This is a genomic window from Curtobacterium sp. LFS079, from assembly GCF_047977865.1.
In the GTDB taxonomy this organism is placed as follows: domain Bacteria; phylum Actinomycetota; class Actinomycetes; order Actinomycetales; family Micrococcaceae; genus Arthrobacter.
Window position 1 is genome coordinate 1 of the sequence record NZ_JBFPFO010000022.1, and the last position, 23112, is coordinate 23112.

Annotated in this window: 17 protein-coding genes; 4 read left to right on the forward strand and 13 right to left on the reverse strand. The window is 65.4% G+C overall.

Annotated features, from left to right (window positions below):
• Positions 1-336: 336 nt before the first annotated feature.
• From glgB to ACNQPB_RS19760, 3 genes are read right to left on the reverse strand one after another with little or no spacing between them, the layout of a single operon-like run.
• Positions 337-4005 carry a 1,4-alpha-glucan branching protein GlgB gene (glgB, locus tag ACNQPB_RS19750; protein WP_498754126.1) on the reverse strand — a complete coding sequence of 1223 codons (3669 nt, stop codon included), beginning with the start codon at positions 4003-4005 and terminating at the stop codon, positions 337-339.
• A 1-nt stretch (position 4006) separates the two neighbouring features.
• A complete protein-coding gene (gene treS, locus ACNQPB_RS19755) occupies positions 4007-5803 on the reverse strand; it encodes a maltose alpha-D-glucosyltransferase (RefSeq protein WP_498754127.1) in 1797 nt (598 codons plus the stop codon).
• 4 nt (positions 5804-5807) lie between these two features.
• Positions 5808-7898 carry an alpha-1,4-glucan--maltose-1-phosphate maltosyltransferase gene (locus ACNQPB_RS19760; RefSeq protein WP_498754128.1) on the reverse strand — a complete coding sequence of 697 codons (2091 nt, stop codon included), beginning with the start codon at positions 7896-7898 and terminating at the stop codon, positions 5808-5810.
• Between the two features lie 131 nt (positions 7899-8029).
• On the opposite strand from ACNQPB_RS19760, the gene glgP reads away from it, so the two are divergent.
• Positions 8030-10648, forward strand: coding sequence for an alpha-glucan family phosphorylase (glgP, locus tag ACNQPB_RS19765; RefSeq protein ID WP_498754129.1), 2619 nt, complete (start codon positions 8030-8032; stop codon positions 10646-10648).
• A gap of 85 nt (positions 10649-10733) precedes the next feature.
• Here glgP and ACNQPB_RS19770 read toward each other — a convergent pair whose 3' ends face one another.
• Genes ACNQPB_RS19770 through glgX form a run of 3 tightly spaced genes read right to left on the reverse strand, consistent with a single transcriptional unit; the run spans position 10734 to position 13701 of the window.
• On the reverse strand, positions 10734-11093 hold the full coding sequence (locus ACNQPB_RS19770) for a barstar family protein (RefSeq protein ID WP_498754130.1): 360 nt from the start codon (positions 11091-11093) through the stop codon (positions 10734-10736).
• Positions 11094-11099: 6 nt separating this feature from the next.
• A complete protein-coding gene (locus ACNQPB_RS19775) occupies positions 11100-11597 on the reverse strand; it encodes a guanyl-specific ribonuclease (RefSeq protein WP_498754131.1) in 498 nt (165 codons plus the stop codon).
• The gene (gene glgX / locus ACNQPB_RS19780) at positions 11590-13701 is read right to left on the reverse strand and encodes a glycogen debranching protein GlgX (RefSeq protein WP_498754132.1); all 2112 of its coding nucleotides are present in this window, start codon (positions 13699-13701) and stop codon (positions 11590-11592) included. The genes ACNQPB_RS19775 and glgX overlap by 8 nt, the downstream gene beginning before the upstream one ends.
• 116 nt (positions 13702-13817) lie before the next feature.
• Here glgX and ACNQPB_RS19785 point away from each other — a divergent pair, with 116 nt between their 5' ends.
• The gene (locus ACNQPB_RS19785) at positions 13818-14630 is read left to right on the forward strand and encodes a carbon-nitrogen hydrolase family protein (protein ID WP_498754133.1); all 813 of its coding nucleotides are present in this window, start codon (positions 13818-13820) and stop codon (positions 14628-14630) included.
• Between the two features lie 233 nt (positions 14631-14863).
• Here ACNQPB_RS19785 and rlmB read toward each other — a convergent pair whose 3' ends face one another.
• From rlmB to ACNQPB_RS19810, 5 genes are all read right to left on the reverse strand, one after another.
• Entirely contained in the window at positions 14864-15850 is a 987-nt protein-coding gene (gene rlmB, locus ACNQPB_RS19790) for a 23S rRNA (guanosine(2251)-2'-O)-methyltransferase RlmB (protein WP_498754134.1), read from the reverse strand.
• Between the two features lie 94 nt (positions 15851-15944).
• On the reverse strand, positions 15945-17402 hold the full coding sequence (gene cysS / locus ACNQPB_RS19795) for a cysteine--tRNA ligase (protein ID WP_498754135.1): 1458 nt from the start codon (positions 17400-17402) through the stop codon (positions 15945-15947).
• Entirely contained in the window at positions 17399-17926 is a 528-nt protein-coding gene (gene ispF / locus ACNQPB_RS19800; RefSeq protein WP_498754138.1) for a 2-C-methyl-D-erythritol 2,4-cyclodiphosphate synthase, read from the reverse strand. Before ispF ends, cysS begins: the two co-directional genes overlap by 4 nt.
• 20 nt (positions 17927-17946) lie before the next feature.
• Positions 17947-18729: a 2-C-methyl-D-erythritol 4-phosphate cytidylyltransferase gene (gene ispD / locus ACNQPB_RS19805; protein WP_498754136.1), complete on the reverse strand. Its 783-nt coding sequence runs from the start codon at positions 18727-18729 to the stop codon at positions 17947-17949.
• Positions 18730-18799: 70 nt separating this feature from the next.
• Positions 18800-19282, reverse strand: coding sequence for a CarD family transcriptional regulator (locus ACNQPB_RS19810; RefSeq protein ID WP_011690592.1), 483 nt, complete (start codon positions 19280-19282; stop codon positions 18800-18802).
• Between the two features lie 295 nt (positions 19283-19577).
• Between ACNQPB_RS19810 and ACNQPB_RS19815 the strand changes: the two genes are divergently transcribed.
• On the forward strand, positions 19578-20138 hold the full coding sequence (locus ACNQPB_RS19815; RefSeq protein WP_498754139.1) for a hypothetical protein: 561 nt from the start codon (positions 19578-19580) through the stop codon (positions 20136-20138).
• 90 nt (positions 20139-20228) lie between these two features.
• On the opposite strand, the gene ACNQPB_RS19820 is transcribed toward ACNQPB_RS19815, so the two are convergent.
• Together ACNQPB_RS19820 and ACNQPB_RS19825 are read right to left on the reverse strand one after the other, a co-directional pair.
• Positions 20229-20909, reverse strand: a complete 681-nt coding sequence (locus ACNQPB_RS19820) for a winged helix-turn-helix domain-containing protein (protein WP_070349130.1) — start codon at positions 20907-20909, stop codon at positions 20229-20231.
• Positions 20906-22111 (reverse strand): sensor histidine kinase, encoded by a 1206-nt coding sequence (locus tag ACNQPB_RS19825; RefSeq protein WP_498754140.1) that lies wholly within the window; start codon positions 22109-22111, stop codon positions 20906-20908. The genes ACNQPB_RS19820 and ACNQPB_RS19825 overlap by 4 nt, the downstream gene beginning before the upstream one ends.
• Positions 22112-22333: 222 nt before the next feature.
• Between ACNQPB_RS19825 and phoU the strand changes: the two genes are divergently transcribed.
• Positions 22334-22987 (forward strand): phosphate signaling complex protein PhoU, encoded by a 654-nt coding sequence (gene phoU / locus ACNQPB_RS19830; RefSeq protein ID WP_498754137.1) that lies wholly within the window; start codon positions 22334-22336, stop codon positions 22985-22987.
• Positions 22988-23112: the final 125 nt, after the last annotated feature.

The window sequence follows — 23112 nt, forward strand, 5'->3', positions numbered from 1 at the left end:
TCGGTATCAACAAACTTGGCACACTATTGAGTTCTCAAACAACAGACACACCCGGCACCACCCAAACCAAACATTCAGGATCGCTCCGGAGCAACTTTCCAAACTTACCCGCTGACTCGCATTCGGTCAAATCGGCGTTTCTGACTCGATGTTTCCGAGGAAAGCAAGTCATGCCCGCTGATCGCTCCTGTGGAGCAGCGCGGGTACTAACTCTACCACCAGTTCCCGGTAGGCGCAAAAGGAGGGTCCGGAGACCCTCCTTCTGCAAGTGAACACGCCGTAGGCTGCCGCGGATTCCTCAGTACGAAGGCCCGATCCGCGACGTCGCGGCGCCGGTTAAGCGAGCGCGAACCAGGAAGCTCCCAGCGGTGGCAAGGTGACCTTCAGGGCGGCGGGCTGGCCCTCGGCCCCGGGCACCGAGGCAAGGAGTTCGCCGTCGTTGATGACGCCCGAACCGCCGAACTCCTCGGCGTCCGTGTTGAGCACTTCCTGCCATGCCCCTTCGAACGGAACGCCCAGCACGTAGCCCTCGTGTGGTCCGCCTGAGAAGTTCACGGCACATACCAGCGCCTTGCCGTCGCGGTCCCACCGAATGAACGTCAGCACGTTCCGGTCGGCGTCACCGCCGTTGATCCATTGGAAGCCGCCGCTTTCGTTGTCCCGGACATGAAGCGCCGGCGTCCGCGTGTACAGCTCGTTCAGCTTCTTGGTGAGCAGCTGCAGCCCGCGGTGGGCCGGGATGTCGGCGAGGAACCAGTCGAGCCCGTGCTGCTCGGACCACTCGGCCTCCTGGCCGAATTCGGTGCCCATGAAGATCAGCTGCTTGCCCGGGTGTGCCCACTGGTATGCGAGGAAGGCGCGCAGGTTTGCGAGCTGCTGCCAACGGTCACCGGGCATCTTCCGCAGCATCGAGCCCTTTCCGTGCACAACCTCGTCGTGGCTGATGGGCAGCAGGAAGTTCTCGGTGAAGGCGTACACCATGGAGAAAGTGACCGTGCCGTGGTGCCAGCGCCGGTTCACGGGATCCTCGGACATGTACTTGAGGGAATCGTGCATCCAGCCCATGTTCCACTTGAGCCCGAAGCCCAGGCCGCCGGAACTGGTGGGGGCGGTGACCCCTGGGAAGGCGGTGGATTCCTCGGCGATGGTCACGGCACCGGGATGCGTCTTGTAGACCGTGGCGTTGACTTCCTGGAGGAAGGAAATGGCTTCCAGGTTCTCCCTGCCGCCGTGGACATTGGGGAACCACTGGCCGTCCTCGCGGGAGTAGTCGCGGTAGAGCATGGAGGCCACGGCATCCACGCGCAGGCCGTCGATGTGGAACTCCTCGAGCCAGTAAAGGGCATTGGCAACCAGGAAGTTCCGGACTTCGCGGCGGCCGAAGTCGAAGATCAGGGTGCCCCAGTCCGGGTGCTCGCCCAGGCGCGGATCGGAGTGTTCGTAGAGGGCTTCGCCATCAAAGCGCGCAAGGGCAAATTCGTCCTTGGGGAAGTGCGCCGGGACCCAGTCGAGGAGGACACCGATACCGGCCTGGTGCAGGGAATCGACCAGGAAACGGAATTCGTCGGGATGGCCGAAGCGTGAGGTCGGCGCGTAATAGGAGGTGACCTGGTAGCCCCAGGAACCACCGAAGGGATGCTCGGCCACGGGCATGAACTCCACGTGGGTGAAGCCCAGCCATTTGACGTACTCCACCAGTTCCTTGGCGAGTTCCTTGTAGCCGAGGCCGAGGCGCCAGGAGCCAAGATGGACTTCGTAGACGCTCATCGGCGAATTGTGCGGGTCCTTGTTGGCCCGCTCCACCATCCATGCGTCGTCCTTGAAGCTGTACCGGGATTCCACCACACGGGAGGCGGTGGCCGGCGGGACCTCGGTGCCGAAGGCAAGGGGGTCGGCCCTTTCCACCCAGTGCCCGGACTTGGTAAGGATCTCGTATTTGTAGCACGCCCCTGCTACAACGCCGGGAACGAAGACTTCCCAGACCCCGGAGGAGCCCAGCGAACGCAGCGCGTGTTCGCGCCCGTCCCAGGAATTGAAGTCTCCCTTGACGCGGACTGCCTGGGCGTTCGGTGCCCAGACGGAGAACCCGACGCCGTCCACGTCGCCCAGCGAAGAGCGGTAGCGCTGCACGTGTGCGCCCAGCGCGTCCCACAGGCGCTCGTGCCGGCCCTCGCCGATGAGGTGCAAGTCCACCTCGCCGAGGGTCGGGAGGTAGTGGTAGGGATCATCGATGGTCACCGGCGCGCCGCCGTCGTACACGACCTTAAGGCGGTAATCCGGCACATGGCCGTGCTGCACGGGCTCCAGGACCGCAACCCACACGCCGTCGGTTTCGTGGGTCATTTCAGTTTTGCCGGTTTCGGTGACAACCGCGACCGACTCGGCCAGGTGCTTAACCGTGCGGATCGTGACATGACCGTGGTCATCGAGATGGGCTCCCAGGACGGAGTGCGGCGCATGGTGCGCTCCGGCGGCCACGCGGGCCAGGGTGTTGCCGTCAACGGGCAGCGGAACCCGTGGCCGTTCGGTGCGTGCAGAGCCTGTCATTTCTTCACCTTCCAATGTCGCCGCGGCATCCGTGCCGGGGCTGGTCTTGCCGAGGATTTGCCGCGAAGCGTTGACCGGGATGGGCAACCAGTCGGGCCTGTTGCGCAACTCGTAAACCACCTCGTACAAGGCCTTGTCCAGCCACAATGCCACAAACAGCGGCGAACCGCGGTCAATGGTTCCGGGCGTTACTTCGCTGTATCCGGACAGGAATGCTTCGGCGCAATCGCTGACCCAGGAAGCGGGTACGGAAGTTCCGGGATTTTCGCGGACGGCGGCCCCGGCCGCATAGTCGAAGGAACGCAGCATTCCCACCACGTCGCGCAGCGGCACATCCGGAAGGGTGCGCTCCTCAATGGGGCGCATCGGTTCTCCCTCGAAGTCCAGGATCACCCAGCGCCCGGGCTCGCCGGCGGCCTGCGGAGCCAGCAGGATCTGGCCCAGGTGGAGGTCACCATGGATGCGCTGCAAGGTGCCCGCTTTGTGGCCCGCGAGCCGGGAAAGCAGGGCCTCGAGCTGTTCGTCATATGGCCCGACGGCGGTGCCCGCTTCGGCCCAGGAGTGCCGGATGCGGCTGGCCACCGCAGGGGCGACGACGTGGCCCGGTTCCGCCTCCAGTTCGCTGCCGAAGGCATCCCCGAGCCGGGCGTGGACAGCCGCCGTCGCCCGCCCGAGCTCGCGGGCTTGTTGGGTGAAGTCCCTGCCTGCGGAAGCAGCATCGACCGCAAGCCGCCAGGCATCCTGGCTGTCCTTGACGAATTCGTGGGCAACTGCGAGTTCCGCGGACAACTGTGCAACACCACCCGGCTCGGTACCCGACGTCCAGCTTCCCGTGATCCAGCCCAGGGTGGCCGGAACCTCGCTGCTTCCGGCTTTCGTCAGGGCCACCCCGACTTCGATTTCCGGATTGGCGCCGGTGGAGACCACCCGGTAGATCTTCAGGATGGTTGCCGAGGTACCGTCGTCGACGATCACCGAAGTGTTGGACTGCTCTCCCCCAAGGACCCTTACCCTGGCGGGGAAAGCAGGCAGGTTTTGCTTGCCGGGCAAGGAGTGGCCCCGGGCGGCCGCTTCCCCGCTTCCTGAGGTGCTGCCGTCCCTGACCAGAGCCAGCCAAAGCTCAATGAACTCCGCGTCATAGGCGGCGTCGTAGACCCAGCGGGTTCCGCCGTCGTCGTCCTGGACGGATCCCAAAAGGGCCCTTTCGAGCTCCGGCACCGGTTCCGGACGGAAACTCAGGGGCACTTGGATGACATCGCTCTGCCTGGCGCCGCCGGCGCCCGTGTAAGCCACCGACAACAAGGCGATCTGGAAGGCGGCGTCGCCCGGAGCGGGCAGCGGGAACGAAGCGGTTTGGTCCATCGCGAACCAGCTGCTCTTCACGGGAAACCAGCGCTGCCGGGGCAGCCACTCGCGCAACAGTCCTTCGGGGATCTGCGTCGGCGCAGGGAAATACATGTCAGCCTTCGATCGAGAGCACAGGGATTGCCTGGGTGTAGGGGGCAGAACCCGTGGAACCGGGCGCCCGGACCCGGAGCCAGAAGAAGTCATGGCTGCCCAGGGTCAGGGTGAGCGTGCCGTCGGTTCCGATCCCGGGGAAAGGCTGGCCGCCGAAGACGTCCCGCAGGCCCCGGCCGGCGTACTCCGGGATGTCCAGGGTGGTCGCCACCGGATGCTGGGAGAGATTGAAGACGCAGAGGATGGACTCCGCGTCCTCCCCTTCCAGATTCTCTTCGGTCAGTTCACGCAGGTATGCGAGGACCACTTCGTGGTCGGCCGGCACATGACGGAAACCACCAAGCCCGAAGGCCGGGTGGTTCTTCCTGACGCTCAGGATCTGCCGGGTCCAGCGAAGCAGCGACCCCGAGTGGGCCGCTTCGGCCTCCACGTTCGCCATCGAGTAGTTGTACACGAGCGACTGGTTCACGGGCAGGTACAGCTTTCCGGGATCGGCGTGGGAAAAGCCCGCGTTCCGGTCCGGGTTCCACTGCATCGGCGTGCGCACGGCGTCGCGGTCGTCGAGCCAGATGTTGTCGCCCATGCCGATTTCGTCGCCGTAGTAAAGGAACGGCGATCCCGGCAGCGAGAGCAAGAGGGCGTTGATGAGTTCGATTTCCGCGCGTGAATTGTCCAGGAGCGAAGCGAGCCGGCGCCGGATGCCGATGTTGGCCCGCATCCGGGGGTCGGGTGCATACCAGCCGTACATCGCGGCCCGTTCGTCCGCGGTGACCATTTCCAGGGTCAGTTCGTCGTGGTTACGCAGGAAGGTGCCCCATTGTGCGCCCGCGGGTATTTCCGGTGTGTCCCGCAGCGTCTCGATGATCGGCGCGGCTTTTTGGTCCCGCAGGGCGTAATACAACCGCGGCATGATCGGAAAATGGAAGGCCATATGGCATTCCGGTTCTTCTTCCGTGCCGAAATAGTCGACGACGTCGTTGGGCAGCTGGTTTGCCTCCGCGATGATGACCCGGCCGGGATAGTTTTCGTCCACCATTTTCCGCAGGTCACGAAGGAATCCGTGGGTTGCCGGCAGGTTTTCGCAGTTGGTTCCCTCTTCTTCGAAGAGGTAAGGAATCGCGTCCGCCCGGAAGCCGTCGATGCCCTGGTCCAGCCAGAAGCGGACGACGTCATAAAGCGCCTCGATGACCTTGGGATTCTCGAAATTGAGGTCCGGCTGGTGCGAGAAGAAACGGTGCCAGAAAAACTGCCGCCGGATGGGATCGAAGGTCCAGTTCGATTCCTCCGTGTCAACGAAGATAATGCGGGCTTCCTGGTACTTCTCGTCCGTGTCGCTCCAGACGTAGAAATCCCCGAAGGGCCCGTCCGGGTCTTTCCGGGACTCCTGGAACCAGGGGTGCTGGTCAGAGGTGTGGTTCAACGGCAGGTCGATGATGACCCGGACGCCCCGGGCATGGGCCTCCGCGACGAGCCGCTTGAAATCGCTGATGGTGCCGAACTCGTCCAATACCGAGGTGTAGTCGGCAATGTCGTAGCCGCCGTCACGCAACGGTGAGTGGAAGAACGGGGGAAGCCACAGGCAATCGACGCCCAGCCACTGGAGGTAGTCGAGCTTGTCGATCAGCCCGTGGAAGTCCCCGGAACCGTCGCCGTTGGCGTCCGCGAAGGCCCTGACCAGCACCTCGTAAAAGACTGCCTTGCGGTACCAATGCGGGTCATGTTGCAGGCCCGGCGCATTGAGTTCGAAAGTGTTCTTCGGTGTGAAGTACGGGTTGGAAGCCTGCGGACTAAAGCTCAATTGGCTACCTCCGGATGCTCAGGATGTGTGCCGGTTCCACGTGTGCATCGAGCCGGACGTAGTTGTACTCGCCCCATTCCCAGCCTTCGCCGCTGATGAGGTCGTCCACCCGGAAGCGGCCGTTGGCCGTGAAGGTCTCCGGGTCCAGCTCGAGCGCCGCCAGGTCCAGGGTGACGGTGCTTTCCCTGGCGCTGTGCGGATCCACGTTGACCACGATGATCAACGTGTCTTTGCTGCCGTCCGGCAGGGTCTTGTGCTTCGAGAACACCACGGTGGCGTCATCGGTGCTGTGGTGCAGGGTGAGGTTCTGCAGATCGCCAAGCGCCGGATGGGTCCGCCGGATTTCGTTGAGCCGCGTGATGTACGGCGCCAGGGTGTGGCCCGACGCGGCAGCGGCGTCCCAGTCCCTGTTCTTGAACTCGTACTTCTCGTTGTCGATGTACTCCTCGGCCCCGGGACGGGCGACGTGCTCGTAGAGCTCGAACCCGGCGTAGACGCCCCAGAGCGGGCTGGCCGTCGCAGCAAGCACGGCCCGGATCCGGAACGCCGCCGGACCGCCGTACTGCAGGTACTCCGTGAGGATGTCCGGGGTGTTCACGAAGAAGTTGGGCCGGAAATAGGCGGGCGAAACGTGGCTGACCTCGTGGAAGTATTCCTCGAGTTCGGACTTGGTGTTCCGCCAGGTGAAGTAGGTGTAGGACTGCTGGAACCCGGCGCGGCCCAGGGCGTGCATCATCGCTGGGCGTGTGAAGGCCTCGGCGAGGAAGACGACGTCGGGATGCTTCTTGTTGACCTTGGCGATCAGCCATTCCCAGAACCACACCGGCTTGGTGTGCGGGTTGTCCACCCGGAAAATCTTGACACCGTGACTGACCCAGAGCAGCACGATCCGGAGGATCTCCTTCGACAGGCCCTCGGGATCGTTGTCGAAGTTCAGCGGGTAGATGTCCTGGTACTTCTTGGGCGGGTTCTCCGCGTAGGCGATGCTGCCATCCACCCGGGTGGTGAACCATTCGGGGTGGGCTTCCACCCAGGGGTGGTCCGGTGCGGCCTGCAAGGCAAGGTCCAGTGCTACCTCCAGGCCTACTTCGTTCGCCCTCGCCACGAAGGCGTCGAAGTCCTCGAAAGTGCCCAGTTCCGGGTGGATCGCGTCGTGTCCGCCGGCCGGGGAGCCGATGGCCCACGGCGAGCCGGGATCCTGGGGTCCCGGGGTGAGGGTGTTGTTGCGGCCCTTGCGGTGTTGGAATCCGATGGGATGGATGGGCGGCAAGTAGATGACATCGAAGCCCATGGCTGCCACGGCGTCCAGGCGCTTCGCCGCGGTGCGGAAGTTGCCCGAGGTCCAGACGCCGTTCGCGGGATCGTAGGCGGCTCCTTCGGAGCGCGGGAAGAATTCGTACCAGGCACCGCGCCCGGCGAGATCGCGTTCGACCAGGAGCGGGTACTTCCCGGATTCGGCCACCAGGTCGCGGATCGGGAGGCGCTCGACGACGGCCGCCACCTCACCGCTGAACCCGGCACCGAGGCGGTCCTCGACGGAACGCGAGGTGTCCGCGAGCCCTTCAGCAGCCTCGCGCAGGGTGCGCTTGTCCGCGGCGCTGCGTGCGGCGTCGTCGGCGGCCTGGGACAGCAGGGCGGCGCCTTCGGCGAGCATCAGCTCAACGTCGATGCCCGCTGCAACCTTCACTTCTGCGTTGTGGTGCCAGGTACCGTACCGGTCATGCCACGCCTCGATCAGGAAGCTCCAATTGCCGGGGGCTACCGGGGTGATGCGGCCTTCCCAGCGGTCGGTGCCCTTGCCACGGTCACCCGACGGCGGGGCAAGGCGGACGCGCTGGCGCTCCTTGCCCTTGGGGTCCAACAGCACGGCCGTGACGCCGAGCTGGTCGTGGCCTTCCCGGAACACGGTGGCGCCGACCACGATGTCCTCGCCCGGCAGTGCCTTCGCGGGGAACCTGCCCTCTTCAATCACGGGCTGGACGGCAGTGATCGGGAACCTGCCGAAGCGGAGTCCGGCGGTGATTTCCGCCTTCGTTCTTGCCTTGGCGGGAGCTTTGCCGGCTGCACTGGAACGCGGTGTTGCGGTAGTAGTCACAAGCTCGACGTTAGCGAGAAAAATCACGTTTAGCGAAGGTCCGGTACATATTCTTTGATGACAGGTGTCATTTACCTAAAAGAAACCTAAACCTGTTCCTGCAGCCGATTGGGTCGGTTAGTGTGACGCTCGTGAAGGCAATTCGAAGGTTTACCGTCCGCACCGTTCTCCCCGAGCCGATCAAGCCGCTGGCCCGTTTGGCGACCAATCTCCGCTGGTCCTGGCACCTCCCCACGCGTGAGCTTTTTGCCAGCCTGGATCCGGAACTGTGGGAAGAAAGCAAACATGATCCCGTGAGCCTGCTGGGGTCGATCAGCCGTGAACAGCTTGACCGGCTGGCTTCGGATGGCGGGCTCGTTGAGCGGGTGCACAACGCAGCCGCGGACTTGGACGTCTACCTCAGCGAACCCCGCTGGTACCAGAGCCTGGGTGAAGACGCACCCGCCTGCATCGCCTACTTCTCCCCGGAATTCGGAATCACCGAGGTCCTGCCGCAATACTCCGGCGGCCTCGGCATCCTGGCCGGCGACCACCTCAAGGCCGCATCCGACCTCGGCGTCCCGCTGATCGGAGTCGGGCTGCTCTACCAGGCCGGTTACTTCAAGCAGTCCCTTTCCCGGGATGCCTGGCAGCAGGAGACCTACCCCGTGCTGGACCCGGACGGGCTTCCGCTGACCCTGCTGCGCGAACCCTCAAAGGACGGCACCGGCAGGCCGGTGATCATCACTTTGCCGCTGCCCAACGGGCGCAAGCTGAACGCGCAGGTCTGGCGGGCCGACGTCGGGCGTGTGCCGCTGCTGCTGCTTGACTCGAACGTCTCCGGCAACGACGACGCCGCCCGGAGCATCACGGACCGCCTCTACGGCGGCGGCGGTGACCACCGCCTGCAGCAGGAACTGTTGCTTGGCATGGGCGGAGTGAAGGCGCTGCGCGCCTACCAGCGCCTCACCGGTACCCCTGCCCCCGAGGTCTTCCACACCAACGAAGGCCACGCCGGGTTCCTGGGGATCGAACGTATCCAGGAACTGATGTCCACCGAATCCCCGCTTAACTGGGACGAGGCGCTTGCCGCAGGCCGCGCGTCCACCGTGTTCACCACACATACCCCGGTTCCAGCGGGCATCGACCGCTTCGAGTCCGTGCAGATCCGCCACTTCTTCGAGGCGGGGCTGGCACCGGCGGTCCCAGTGGACAAAGTTCTGGAGCTGGGCCGCGAAAACTACGACGGCGGAAATCCGGCCGTGTTCAACATGGCGGTCATGGGGCTGCGGCTGGCCCAGCGGGCCAACGGTGTGGCCAAGCTCCATGGCGTGGTGTCCCGCGAAATGTTCTCCGGGCTCTGGCCGGGCTTCGACCATTCGGAAGTGCCCATCACCTCCGTCACCAACGGCGTCCACGTGCCGTCCTGGGTGGACCCGCGGATGTCCGAGCTGGCCGGAACCCAGTTCGGCTCGGAGGCCGGGGCACCCGGCCGCTGGGACGTGGCCTACAACGTCAGCGATGAAGAGATCTGGGCGCTGCGTCGTGAGCTGCGTGTGTCCTTGGTCGACGACGTGCGCAAGCGCTTGCGTGCCTCGTGGAAGAAGCGCGGCGCGGCCGACGCCGAGCTCGGCTGGACCGATACCGTGCTGGATCCGGACGTCCTCACCATCGGCTTCGCACGCCGTGTGCCCACGTATAAGCGGCTCACCCTCATGCTGCGCGATCCCGCCCGGCTGAAGGCGCTGCTACTGGACAAGAAGCACCCGATCCAGCTGGTCATCGCCGGCAAGTCCCACCCCGCGGACGACGCCGGCAAGAAGATGATCCAGGACCTGGTCCGTTTCACCGACGACCCCACGGTGCGGCACCGGATCGTTTTCCTGCCGAACTATGACATCGCCATGGCCCGGACGCTCTTCCCGGGCTGCGACGTCTGGCTGAACAACCCGCTCCGCCCGCTCGAAGCGTGCGGCACCTCGGGGATGAAGGCGGCCATCAATGGTTCCCTCAACCTGTCCGTGCTGGACGGCTGGTGGGATGAGATGTACGACGGCGAGAACGGCTGGGCGATCCCCACCGCAAACAACGGCGCCTCCTCCGAAGAACGGGACGACATCGAAGCGGCCGCCCTCTATGAGCTGCTGGAGTCCCAGGTGGCCCCGCGTTTCTACGGTTCGGTGGTCTCCCAGGGCGCCGGCGCGGCCGGGCCGTCGGAATCCGCTCCGCAGACCGTACCCACCCACTGGGTCTCCATGATCAAGCACACGCTGGCGAAGCTGGGCCCGGCGGTGTCAGCCGAGCGGATGCTGCAGGACTACGTCAACGGGCTTTACTGCCCGGCCGCAGTCTCCGGCCGGCGTGCCGCCGCGGGATCCTTCAAGGAAGCCAAGGACCTCGCTGCCTGGATTACCCGGGTCCGCAGCGCCTGGCCGCAGCTGGTGGTGGAGCACGTGGACTCCGTGGGTGTGTCGGAAGAACCGCGTATTGGTGACACCCTGCTGGTGAACGCCTACATCGCGCTCCGCTCCCTGACCCCGGACGATGTCAGTGTGGAGATCGCCTACGGCCGCGCCGAGGAGAGCGACGAGCTCGACGACGTGACGGTGTCCGAGCTGACCGGCTTCGAGGAACTCGGCAACGGACGCTACCTGTTCTCCGGCTCCGTACTGATCAACCGTTCGGGCTCCTTCGGCTACACGGTGCGGGTCCTGCCGAAGAACCCCGCCCTGGCGTCCAAGGCAGAGCTCGGCCTGATCGCCAACGCCTGATTCACCACACGCAAGGGGCGCCGGACCACAAGGTCCGGCGCCCCTTCCGCTTAAGTCCCCGGGGAACCCTTCCGGCGGCAGACCGCTACTGTTGCAAAACGGCGATGACCGCCAGGTCCCTGCCGGAGTACGCCTCGGCGTCCTGCAGGATTTCGCAGACGACGCCGAATGAACGGTCCGCGCGGTACGCGGCCGTCACCTGCCAGACGAGGGTGACCGGAGCCTGTCCGTCCTCGGAAAGGACGTCCGCGAAATCATGGAGGGAGTCGTTCAGGGCATCCAGGTTGACGCCGTAGTACTCGGGGAAGTCCAGGACCTGCCCGAAGACCTCCAGAACCTCCGTCTTGGTGCTGGCTGGCGGCACCAGCACGGTGCGGCGGCCGGCGTCGGCGACCTGCTCCTGGAGCTCCTCAAGAGTCCAGGTGTCCGCAGAATAGATCTTCATGGCGTCCTACTTCCCTTCGACGATGAACTTGAACGACACGTAATGGTCTGCAGTGTAGAACTTGCCGCCGTCTTTGCCGGCGATGATGCGGCGGCCGCCCCGGTCGGACTCGCCGGGCGTCCTGACTGTGTACTCCCGGTAGAAGCCCGACGGCTTCCCGGGCAGGATCCGTTCGCGGTTGCCGAAGGTGATACCGTCCCGCGGGTAGGGGTACGGTCCGCCGCGGGCGATCAGTTCCAGTGTCTGCCGGGCTTCCGCCGGCAAGCGGGAGGCGGGGATTTCCGGCAATCCGGAAGTGTTCGCCGTCGGCCCCGAATCCGCGGTGGTGGAGCCGGGCTTGGCAGGCGCCTGTTCCTCGACCGCAGCACTGCCGTCGGTGCCGCTGGGAATCACACCGGTCAGCAGCAATACGACGACGGCGACTGCGAGCCCTGCGAGGGCCAGGAAACCCTTCAGGCGGTTTCCGCCCGCGGACGCTCTCTTCCGGAAAGCCGGATCAGGCACGGTAGATGTTGATGGTGTTGCCCTGGATGATGTCCTTCTCGCCTGCGGAAACCATCGCTCCGCGCCTGCGGTCGTTCAGTTCGGAAGTGGTCAGCCGCAGTTCGAAGCGGGTGGTTCCCCCGCCGGCAGCCGGGCCGAGCTTGGGGAGCACCACCTTGGTGTCGTTCTTGTTGCCGTTCAGCACGATCAGGCCGCTGAAACTGCCGTCCTCTGAACCAATCAGTAACTGGACCAGGCGCAGGGAGCGATCGTGCCAACGGGCCTCGGTCATCCGCTCACCCTTTTCATCGAACCATTCGATGCCGGCGATCTTTTCCGGAAAATCCTCCGGCTGGGCGGCCAGGAATTCCTTGCGGATCCGGATGACCCGCTTGGTGCTGCGGAACATCTCATGGGACTCGGGCGTCTGGGTCCAATCGATCCAGGTCAGGTTATTGTCCTGGCAGTAGGCATTGTTGTTGCCGTGCTGCGACCTGCCGAGTTCGTCGCCTGCGGTGATCATGGGCACCCCAACGGAAACCATCAGGGTGGTCATCAGGTTTCGGCGGGAGCGCGCCCGCTCGGCGACGATGGCTTCATTTTCCGTGCGGCCCTCGAAACCGTGGTTGTAGCTGCGGTTGTCGCTGTGGCCGTCACGATTCTGTTCGCCGTTGGCCTCGTTGTGCTTGCGGTCATAGGACACCAGGTCGGCCAGCGTGAAGCCGTCGTGTGCAGTGATGAAGTTCAGGGAGGCGAGGCGGGACCGTCCGGAATGGGCGAAGACACTGGCCGAACCGCTCAGGGCATCCGCAATCGCACCGGCGTTCCCGGTGGGCAGGCCCGCCTCCGCCGCGGCACGGTCCGAAAGCCAGAAACGCCTGACCTCGTCACGGAAGTGGTCGTTCCAGTCCACCCAGCCCTTCGGGAAGCCGCCGGTCTGCCAACCGCCCCACCCCACGTCCCACGGCTCGGAGATCAGCTTGACCGAGGACAGCACGGGATCTGCTTCGATCCGCTTGAGGAAGGGGTGGTTCGGGTCGAATTCGTTGCGGGCGTTGCGGCACAGGGTGACGGCGAGGTCGAAACGGAAGCCGTCGATGTGGAATTCCTCCGCCCAGTACCGCAGGGAATCGATGGCCAGGTCCACCACCCGCGGGTGGCTGAAGTCCAGTGTGTTCCCGCAGCCGGTGGTGTCCAGGTAGCGGCCGTGAGCGTCGTGGCGGTAGTACTGGTCTTCACCCAGGCCGCGGAAACTGATGACGTCCCCGTCCGGACCCGCCTCGGCAGTGTGGTTGTACACGACGTCGAGGATCACCTCGAGCCCGGCGGCGTGCAGCAGCTTGACCATGCCCTTGAATTCGTCCTGCACCGCGTGCGGACCGGCTTCCTGTGCGGCACGCGTAGCGTAGTCCGGGTGCGGCGCGAAGAACGCGGCGGTGTTGTAGCCCCAGTAGTTGGTCAGGCCGAGGTACTGCAGGTGCTGTTCGTCCACGTGGAAATGCACGGGAAGCAGTTGGATTGCGGTGACACCCAGGGAGTGGAAGTGCTCGATCATGGCCGGGTGCGCCATGCCGGCGTAGGTGCCGCGCAGGTGTTCGGGGATGTCCGGGTGGAGCATGCTCTGGCCGCGGACGTGGGCCTCGTAGACAATGGTGTCCCGCCACGAAGTACGGATCCGCCGGTCGTCGCCCCAGTCGAAGGCAGGGTCCATGTGCACGCTGCTGAGGAGTTCGCCGTGCTGGTGAACCGCCCTGCCGTAAGGGTCCAGCAACAGCTGCGGGGCGCCGTCGACGTCGAAATCAATGGCCGGAAGGGACACCGGAAGGGCTTCATCCCCTTCCTCCGCGGCTCGGAAGCCATACCGGGTGCCCGGCGGCATGCCCTCGACAATCCCGAAATGCACTCCGTCCGCCTTGTTCGGAAGGGTGCGGACGCGCCACGAACCGCCCGGCTCCTTGAAGGCGAGTTCAACATGCTCGAGCCCGGGAGCCCAGACCGCCACGTTGACCTGGTCCGGAGCGGACTGCTCCGCATCGGAAATTCCGGGCCGCGGAACACTCACACCGAGGGGCGTCGGACACGCTGCGTCAACGGTGGCTGCGGTATCAAAAATCGGCATAACCATCGCCTAAAAGCTTAGCTCCCGGCGGGTAAAGCCGTATGAAATCGTCGTTCTGTTGCGGATTCCGCCCGGTCCGGCCACCCCTGCATACTTGATATGTCCGCTCTTTGGAGGTGCACATGCGCATTGCGCTCGCTCAGATCATCACCGGCCGCGACCTCGCAGCCAATCTGGAACAGCTTGAAAAACACGCCCGGCAAGCCAAGGACGGCGGCGCCAAGCTGGTGGTGTTCCCGGAGGCAACCATGCGGGCCTTCGGAAACTCACTGACCGACATCGCCGAGGATGTCGACGGGCCGTGGGCGGGACAGGTCCGCCGGATCGCCGCCGAACTGGGGATCGTCATCGTGGCGGGCATGTTCACCCCGGGGGGTGCCGCGGACGGCAGCAGCAACGGCAAAGTCCGTAACACCCTCCTGGCCACCGGGCCCGGCGTTGAGGCCAGCTACGACAAGATCCATCTTTTCGATGCCTTCGGATTTGCCGAATCCGACACCGTGGACCCCGGCACCGCTCCCGTGACCTTCGACGCCGGCGGCCTCACGTTCGGGCTCGCGACCTGCTACGACATCCGGTTCCCGGCCCTTTTCACGGCCAACGCCGCGCGCGGCGCCGTGGTCAACATCGTGTCCGCCTCCTGGGGTTCCGGTCCGGGCAAGGTCGAGCAGTGGCAACTCCTTGCCCGCGCCCGGGCGGTGGACACAACCACCTTCGTCCTCGCCTGCGGGCAGGGCGACCCCGCCACGCAGGGAGTCGAGCCGAAGGGAGCGGCCCCCACCGGCGTCGGACATTCGATGGTGGTCTCGCCGCTCGGCGAGGTCCTGGCATCCCTCGACGGCGCCCCGGGCCTCCTCTTCGCAGACCTGGACCCCGCCGTCGTAAGAGAAGCCAGAACAAAACTCCCAGTCCTGGCCAACCGCCGCGATTTCTAAAGAAAAACAGCAACGCTCCCTGCACGAAAGAATGCAGGGAGCGTTTGCTGCTCAGGTACGGACCGGCGGGCAGAGCGCCAAGCCGTGGCGGTCTTTTCGCAAGGAGCGCATCGCGGCGCATCGGACCCCGAAGGTCGCCCAGCGACCGCAGGGGTCCCCCATGCGTCGTGTCTAAGCGACGGCGAAAGGGCCGACGAGGCGGCCCAAGCCACCGCGCGAGCGGAAGTGGAAGCCTACTTAGCCGCCCGCTGCCGGGAGACTTCGTACAGGGAGATGCCCACCGCCATGGAGGCATTCAGCGATTCCATGGCCGAGTCGATCGGGATCGAGACGATCTGGTCGCAGTTCTCGCGGACGAGCCGGCTGAGGCCCTTGCCTTCGGAACCGACCACGATGCAGACCGGCTCGGTGGCCAAGGTGAGGTCCGGCAGGGAGACGTCGCCGCCGCCGTCGAGCCCCAGCACGTAGATGCCCATCTCCTTGAACTGGTTCAGGGCGTTGTTCAGGTTCGACGCGCGGGCCACCGGAACGCGGACCGCCGCACCGGCGCTGGTCTTCCAGGCGGAGGCGGTGACGCCGACGGAACGGCGCTCGGGAACGATCACTCCGTGGCCGCTGAACGCGGAAACCGAACGGATGATGGCACCCAGGTTGCGGGGGTCGGTGATGCCGTCGAGCGCGACGAAGAGCGGGGCGTTGGCGATGTGCCCCTTTTTCCACTTGGCGACGGTCTCTTCGGCAAGGTCGTACGCGTCTTCGTATTCGTACGGCGGGATCTGCAGCACGAGGCCTTGGTGCACGGCGTCGTCGGTCATCCGGTCAAGTTCGGGCTTGCCGGTTTCCAGCAGCGGGATGCCGCGTTCGGCGGCGATCTTGAGGGATTCGCGGACGCGTTCGTCCATGTCGATGCGGATGGCCACGTGCAGCGCCTTGGCGGGGATGCCCGCGCGCAGGGCCTCGACGACGGAATTGCGGCCGGTCACGACCTCTTCGGTGGCGCGGCCCTTGGGGCCGGAACGGGCTCCTTGGCCGGAGCGTGCAGTAGTGCGCTTGGCCGCCGAGCGCTCGGCGAGCTGCTTGTTCTTGAAGGCCTTGTGGTACACGCGGTCTTCGGCCTTGGGTGTGGGGCCCTTGCCCTCCAACGACTTCCGACCGTGGCCGCCGGTTCCGACGGAGGGGCCTTTCTTCTTCTTGACCGCCCGGCGACCGTTGTTGGCCATGGTTGTTCCACCCTTGTTTGAATTGATGAGTCTGCAGACAAGTCTACTGAACCCCTGCAATTCGGTTGCAGGGGCCAAGGAACCCCGTCCGGGGTCAGTCGCGCTTCAGGCTCCAGCTGGCGCCCTCGGCACCGTCTTCGACGGCGATCCCTGCAGCCGCGAGGGTGTCCCGGATGGCATCCGAGGCGGTCCAGTCCTTGTTGGCGCGGGCCTGCGCGCGGGCTTCCAGTTGCGCTTCCACGAGGACCGCCAGGGCTTCGTTGGCGTGGTCGTCCTGTGCCGGAGCGGTGGCGTCGCTGATGCCCAGGACCCGAAGCATGTCCGTGACGGACACGAGGGCCTGGCGTGCGGCCTCGAGCTCGCCGGCTGTGAGGGCGGCGTTGCCCGCGCGCACGGTGTCGTGGAGCACCGCCAGGGCCTGCGGCACGTTCAGGTCGTCGTCCATCGCGGTTTCGAAGGCTTCGGGCACCCTGCCGTGGCTGGCGAACAGAAGCGTGCCGTCGGCGGACGCCAATGCGCGGGCGGCGCGGCTGATGAAGCCGTCGATGCGTTCGACGGCGGCAGCGGCCTCCTGCAGGGACGTCGGCCGGTAATCCAGCACGGAGCGGTAGTGCGCCTGGCCCAGGTAGTAGCGGACCACCCGAGGCGATGCGAGTTCCAGCATCTCGGCCGGGCTGATGGTGTTGCCGACGGACTTGGACATCTTTTCGCCCTCGAAAGTGACCATGCCGTTGTGCATCCAGAAATTCGCGAAGCCGTCCCCGGCTGCCTGGGACTGGGCCATCTCGTTTTCGTGGTGCGGGAAGCGCAGGTCCAGGCCGCCGCCGTGGATGTCGAAGCGCGCGCCGAGGTACTTGGTGACCATGGCGGAGCATTCCAGATGCCAGCCGGGGCGTCCGGCGCCCCAGGGCGAGGCCCAGCTGGCGGTTTCCGGGTCGCCGTCCTTGTGCCCCTTCCACAGGGCGAAGTCGCGGGGGTCCTTCTTGCCGCGCGGGTCGGCGTCCGGCGCCGCCTGCATGTCGTCGATGTTCTGGCGGGTCAGGGAACCGTACTTGCTCCACGACCGGACATCGAAGTACACGTCACCCGAATCGTCCAGTGCCGGGTAAGCGTGGCCGCGGTCGATGAGCCGCTGGACCAATGCGTGCATTTCCGGGATGTGGCCCGTGGCGCGGGGCTCGTAAGTGGGCCGCTGCACGCCCAGGACCTCGTAGGCCTTCTCGAACTCCTGCTCGTAACGGTAGGCCAGGGCCCACCATTCCTCTGCCTGTTTCGCGGTCGGCTCTTCGAACCAGTCCGGGCCGAAGGACTGGGCGGACTTGGCGAGGATCTTGTCGTCGATGTCGGTGACGTTGCGGACCACGGTGACGCGGAGGTTCCGGTATTCGAGCCAGCGGGTCAGCTGGTCGAAGGCGATGGCCGAGCGGACGTGTCCAACGTGCGGCATGCCCTGCACGGTGGCACCGCAGTAGTAGACGCTGGCCTTTCCGGCTTCGAGGGGGACGAAGTCGCGGACTTCGGCGGAGGCGGTGTCGTAAAAGCGCAGGGTCACCGCACCAGATTATCCGATGGGCCGTCTTCCGACGGGCGTCCTGCCACCGTATAGACGAGCGCCGTGGCGACGGCGGAGATGCCCTCGCCGCGCCCCGTGAAGCCGAGGCCGTCGCTGGTGGTGGCCGTGACGCTGACCGGGGCCCCGACGGCGGCGCTGAGCACCTGCTGCGATTCCTCCCGCCGCGGCCCGAACTTGGGACGGTTGGCCACGAATTGCACTGCGATGTTGCCGATTTCGAAGCCGGCCGCACGCACGATCCGGGCCGCCTTCGCAAGGAGCGTGACACCGGAGGCTCCGGCGTATTCGGGCCGGGCGGTGCCAAAATGCGTTCCAAGGTCGCCGATGCCGCAAGCCGAGAAGAGCGCGTCGGCGGCGGCGTGTGCGACGCAATCGCCGTCGGAATGGCCGGACAGTCCGCGTTCTCCCTCCCAGAAGAGGCCGCCGAGCCACAGTGGCTGCGGATCGTCCTCGGCCGCGTAGGCGTGGACGTCCACCCCGATGCCCGTACGGGGCAGAATCATCGGAACTCCCGCGGTGCTCATCAGCCTTCCACCCAGCGCATGCCAAGGGGTCCCTCGAGCAGGCCTTCGGCGATAATCAGGTCCAGCGGCGTGGTGATCTTGAGCGACTGGCTCGCACCTTGCACTACATGGACCGGGGTGCCGAGAAGCTCCACGAGCATGGCGTCATCAGTGACCGCGGCGGACTGGGCATCGTCGAGGGATTCAGCTGCCGCGTGGGCCCGCAGCAGGGTGTCGACGTCGAACCCCTGCGGCGTCTGCACCGCGCGGAGCTGTTCACGCGGGGCCGTGCCGGTGACCAGTTCCGGGGCGATCGCGGAGTCCTTGCCCTCGGTTTCGACGACGGTCTTCACCGTGTCCACCACCGGCGTTGCGGGGATGACGGCTTTGGCGCCGGCGGCGAGTGCCTCGGACACGCGATGGAATACCCGTTCCGGGGCGAGGGCGCGGGCCGCGTCATGGACCAGCACCCAGCGGGTTCCTTCCAGGACTGCGGCCAGCGCCGCCCGCACCGACTCCGTGCGGGTGGAACCGCCGTCGACGATGCTCAGCAGCGGCCCGTCGGCTCCATTTTCCGCGGCGAAAGCCTCGCACAGGGCGCGCAGTTCGGTATCCCCCGCCGGGACGGCAACACAGATCTGACGGGCAATACCAGCGGCAACGACGCCGCGCAGTGCGTGAGTCAGGATCGCTTCCCCGCCAAGCGGCACTTTCGCCTTGGGCATGCCGTAGCCGAGCCGCTGGCCTGAACCGGCGGCCACCACGACGACGGCAGTCGCCCCGAGCTGGGATGGTGTAGTCATGCGCCCAAGCCTACGTGAGAGGGCAAAAAGAAACCCCGGCGGCACCGTGGGTGCCGCCGGGGTTCAATTCTTAGGAAGCCAGAACCTCGTCGAGAACGCTTGCCGCTTTCTCTTCGTCGGTCTTTTCCGCCAAAGCCAATTCCGAAATCAGAATCTGCCGGGCCTTGGCCAACATCCGCTTTTCACCAGCGGAGAGGCCCCGGTCGTGATCACGGCGCCACAGGTCACGGACGACCTCTGCGACCTTGATGACGTCACCGGAAGCAAGCTTCTCCAGGTTTGCCTTGTAACGACGCGACCAGTTGGTGGGTTCCTCGGTGAACTCGGCACGAAGGACGTCGAAAACGTGCTCCAGGCCTTCCTTGCCCACTACGTCACGAACCCCAACAAGGTCAACGTTCTCTGCTGGAACTTCAATGGTCAGATCACCCTGAGCCACCTTGAGCTTGAGATACATCTTCTCTTCGCCCTTGATGGTGCGCATTTTGATTTCCTCAATTTTCGCTGCACCGTGGTGAGGGTAAACTACTGTCTCGCCGACCTCAAAAACCATGTGGACTTTCCCCTTTCCCGCAGACCAGTTTATCACGTTTAAGGCATACGACTGGCCGGGACGGCGGGCGGGAAGCCCGGAATCACGCGGAAATCGGCCAATTTGCCCCTGGCGAACCCCCTTGACGAACGCGCCCAAAGGTGCATGTCGACCGGTGTCGGGGAATCCGGAAGCCTCGCGGGAGGTCAGCCACATTGCGCGCACGAATCCTTGTTTCACCTGGTTTGCCGATAGGCTATGCCTGAAAAGTGTTCCAATGACTCTTAGAGGAGTACGTGTCGTGCGCAATACTGCGATGAACCGTGTCCAGCGCGGCAAGCTGGCCATGGCGGCTGTGGCCATCGGTGCCGGCCTTCTGTCCGTGACCGGTTGCGGCTACATCAACGCCCAGCAGACCAGCCACCAGTACTCCGCCTCGGACGGAGTCAGGGCGGACCTCGGCTCGCTGCAACTGCGCAACATCCTTATTGTCTCCGCCGGCGCGGACAAGCCGGGCCGCGTGATCGGCGCCGTATTCAACCCGTCTTCCAGCGACGCCACCTTGGTGATCAACGGCGCCAACGGTGCCCAGACCAGCATTCCCGTGAAGGCCAAGTCCCAGACCTACCTCAACGAAGACAGCGACTCTGCGATCCTGAGCAGCACCGGCGGGAAGCCCGGCTCCCTGGTGACCTTGTCCATCTCTTCCGGCTCGGCGTCCTCCAAGCTCCAGGTCCCCGTCATGGACGGCTCCCTGGTTGAGTACCAGAAGTACCTGCCGGCCGGCGCGACCCCGACGGCGACCGCGGGCTCCACCTCAACCGAAGGCGCCCACTCGAGCGAACCGGCAGCGACGCCGAGCCAGTCGGGCCACTAAGGACCAAACAACGCAAAAGGAGGGCCTCCCCGCGGGGAGGCCCTCCTTTTGCGTTGTTCCGCGTCCAGCCCGTCCGAGGGCCCGTCCGGCCTAGGGTTCGAACTTGTAGCCGAGGCCGCGCACCGTCACCAGGTAGCGCGGTGCCGAGGGATCGGGTTCGATCTTGCCCCGCAGGCGCTTCACGTGGACATCCAGGGTCTTGGTGTCACCGACATAGTCGGAACCCCACACCCGGTCAATCAGCTGGCCGCGGGTCAGCACCCGGCCCGAATTGCGCAGGAGCATTTCCAGGAGTTCGAACTCCTTGAGCGGCAGCGCCACCTGTTCGCCGTTCACACTGACTACATGCCGTTCAATGTCCATCCGCACGGGCCCGGCCTGCACGGTGGAGGTGATGAGCTCCTCGGGTTCACCCTGCCTGCGAAGCACAGCGCGGACGCGCGCCACGAGTTCGCGCGAGGAGTACGGCTTGGTGACGTAGTCGTCGGCGCCGAGCTCCAGGCCCACCACCTTGTCGATTTCCGAGTCCTTGGCCGTCAGCATGATGACCGGAACGCCCGAGCGCTGGCGCAGCTGGCGGCAGACCTCGGTTCCAGGGGTACCGGGAAGCTGGAGGTCCAGCAGCACGAGGTCGGCACCGTTGCGGTCGAATTCCACGAGGGCGTCGCTGCCGTTGTCCACCACCTGGACGTCAAAGCCTTCCTTGCCCAGCAAATAGGACAAAGGATCGCTGAAGGACTCCTCGTCCTCCACAATGAGTATCCTGCTCAAGCACTTGCTCCTTGCTCTTGGGCGCCTGCCGCGCCCGAGGTCTGAATCTCGCCGCGCGGTGCCGCCCCGGCGTCGCCGGTTTCCTGGCCCTCGAGCTCAGGCAGCCGCATGGTGAAGGTGGATCCCTGGCCGGGCTGGGACCACAGGGTGACTTCGCCGCCGTGGTTGGACACCACGTGCTTGACGATGCTCAGGCCCAGGCCCGTGCCACCGGTCTGGCGCGAACGCGCTGCGTCCACGCGGTAAAAACGTTCGAAGACCCGTTCCTGTTCCTCGGGGCCGATCCCTTCGCCCTGATCAGTGACCGAAATTGCGACAACGCCCTCCTTCACCCTCACCCCGACGCCCACGCGGGTGTTCTCCGGCGAGTACCGGATCGCATTGTCGATGAGGTTGCGCAGGGCGGTCACCAGGAGGTCCTGATCGCCGAAGACCCGGGACTCGCTGCGCCCGCCCACCACGATGGTGATGTTCTTGCTTTCGGCCGGAAGCTGGGAGCGGTCCACGGCTTCGGCCACCACGTTGTTGATGTCCACGGCGTGCCCCTGTTGGGCCACGTTGGCGCCCTGCAGCCGGGAAAGCTCGATGATGTCCTGCACCAGGGCGGCAAGCCGGCCGGATTCCTTGTGCATGCGCCGGGCGAAGCGGCGGACGGCTTCTTCGTCGTCGGGGCTGGCTTCGAGGGCCTCTGCGAGCAGCGAGATGGCGCCCACCGGGGTCTTCAGCTCGTGCGAGACGTTCGCCACGAAGTCGTTGCGGATCTCTTCGGTGCGGGTGATTTCGGTGCGGTCGTCGGCAAGCAGCACGATGTATTCCCAGCCGAGCATGGCTGCCCGGACCTGGACAACAATGCTGCCCTTGCCCATGGGACCGCGGGGAAGTTCGAGGGTTTCCTCCAGGATGACGCCGTCGCGGCGCACCTTCGCGGTCATGTCCAGCAGCTGCTTGTGGACCACGGTGTGCCCGCGCACCAGCCCGTAGGCGTAGGCGGCCGGACTGGCCCGGACGACGCCGTCGATCGCGTCCACCACCACAAACGCGCGCCCGACGACGGAGAGGACTTCCGCCGCACCCTCCGGAAGGAGGGGCTCGTCGACGTCGACATCCGTAATGGTGCGCTGCCGCTCACTGAGCCTGAAGGCGAGCACGCCCAAGACACCGCAGGACAAGCCGACAAGGCCTGCGATGACACCGACGAGCACTGGATCCACGCATCCAGCATATGCGCTCAAAACACGGCAATTCCGGCTTGCGCAGGCAAACCGGCCTGGTTCAACTAACGTTCATCTAAAGATGCGCGACCGTTCACCGGGCGCTGCCACCCTTGCTGGTTGGACCAACCAGTGGTACTTGTCGGAAAAAGGCAAGCCGCACTGGACGTACAGCACGAATGTACTGCAGAGATGTCAGAGAGAGGACGCCACGTGCGCAAGGTTTTTCAGGAGGAACTCACCCAGGTTGGTGAAGACCTCATCGAGATCTCAAAACTGGTCACGGAGGCGATCCGGAACGCAACCACGGCGTTCGAGGGGGCCGACGTGGACCTGGCACAGGATGTCATCGCGGCCGATGCCCGGATTGACTTCCTGCAGAACAGCCTGGACGAGCGTGCCATCGACATCCTGGCCCTGCAGGGGCCGGTGGCCAGCGACCTGCGCATGATCGTGGGTTCGCTGCGTATGAGCGCTTCGCTGGAGCGCATGGGCGACCTCGCCCGCCACGTGGCACAGCTTGCCCGTCTGCGCTTCCCGGCCACCGTCATCCCGGAGGCCCTGACCGCCACATTCAAGGAAATGGCGCAGATTGACCTCGAGATCAGCCTCAAGGTCACCCAGTTGCTGGAAACCCGGGACCTTGAGGTTGCGCGCGATATCGTCAAGCTGAACATCGCCCTCGACGACCTGCACCTGAGCGTGTTCAAGACCATCGCCGAGCCCTCCTGGCAGGAGGCGCCGTCAACCACGGTGGACGTCGCCCTGGCGAGCCGCTACTTCGAGCGTTTTGCCGACCACGGTGTTTCGGTTGCCCGCAAGGTCAGCTACCTGGTCACCGGCGAATGGCAGCCGGAAGGCTTTTGAGGCTCCGCTGAATTAACGACGTCGGGCGCGGGCCGCGCCCGGGAAGCCGCCCCGCGGCGGGGGTGTTAGTGTTGTGAGGGGCGGCGCCCGGGCGGGTGGAGCAGGGCGCGGGCCCGCGGGGGGGG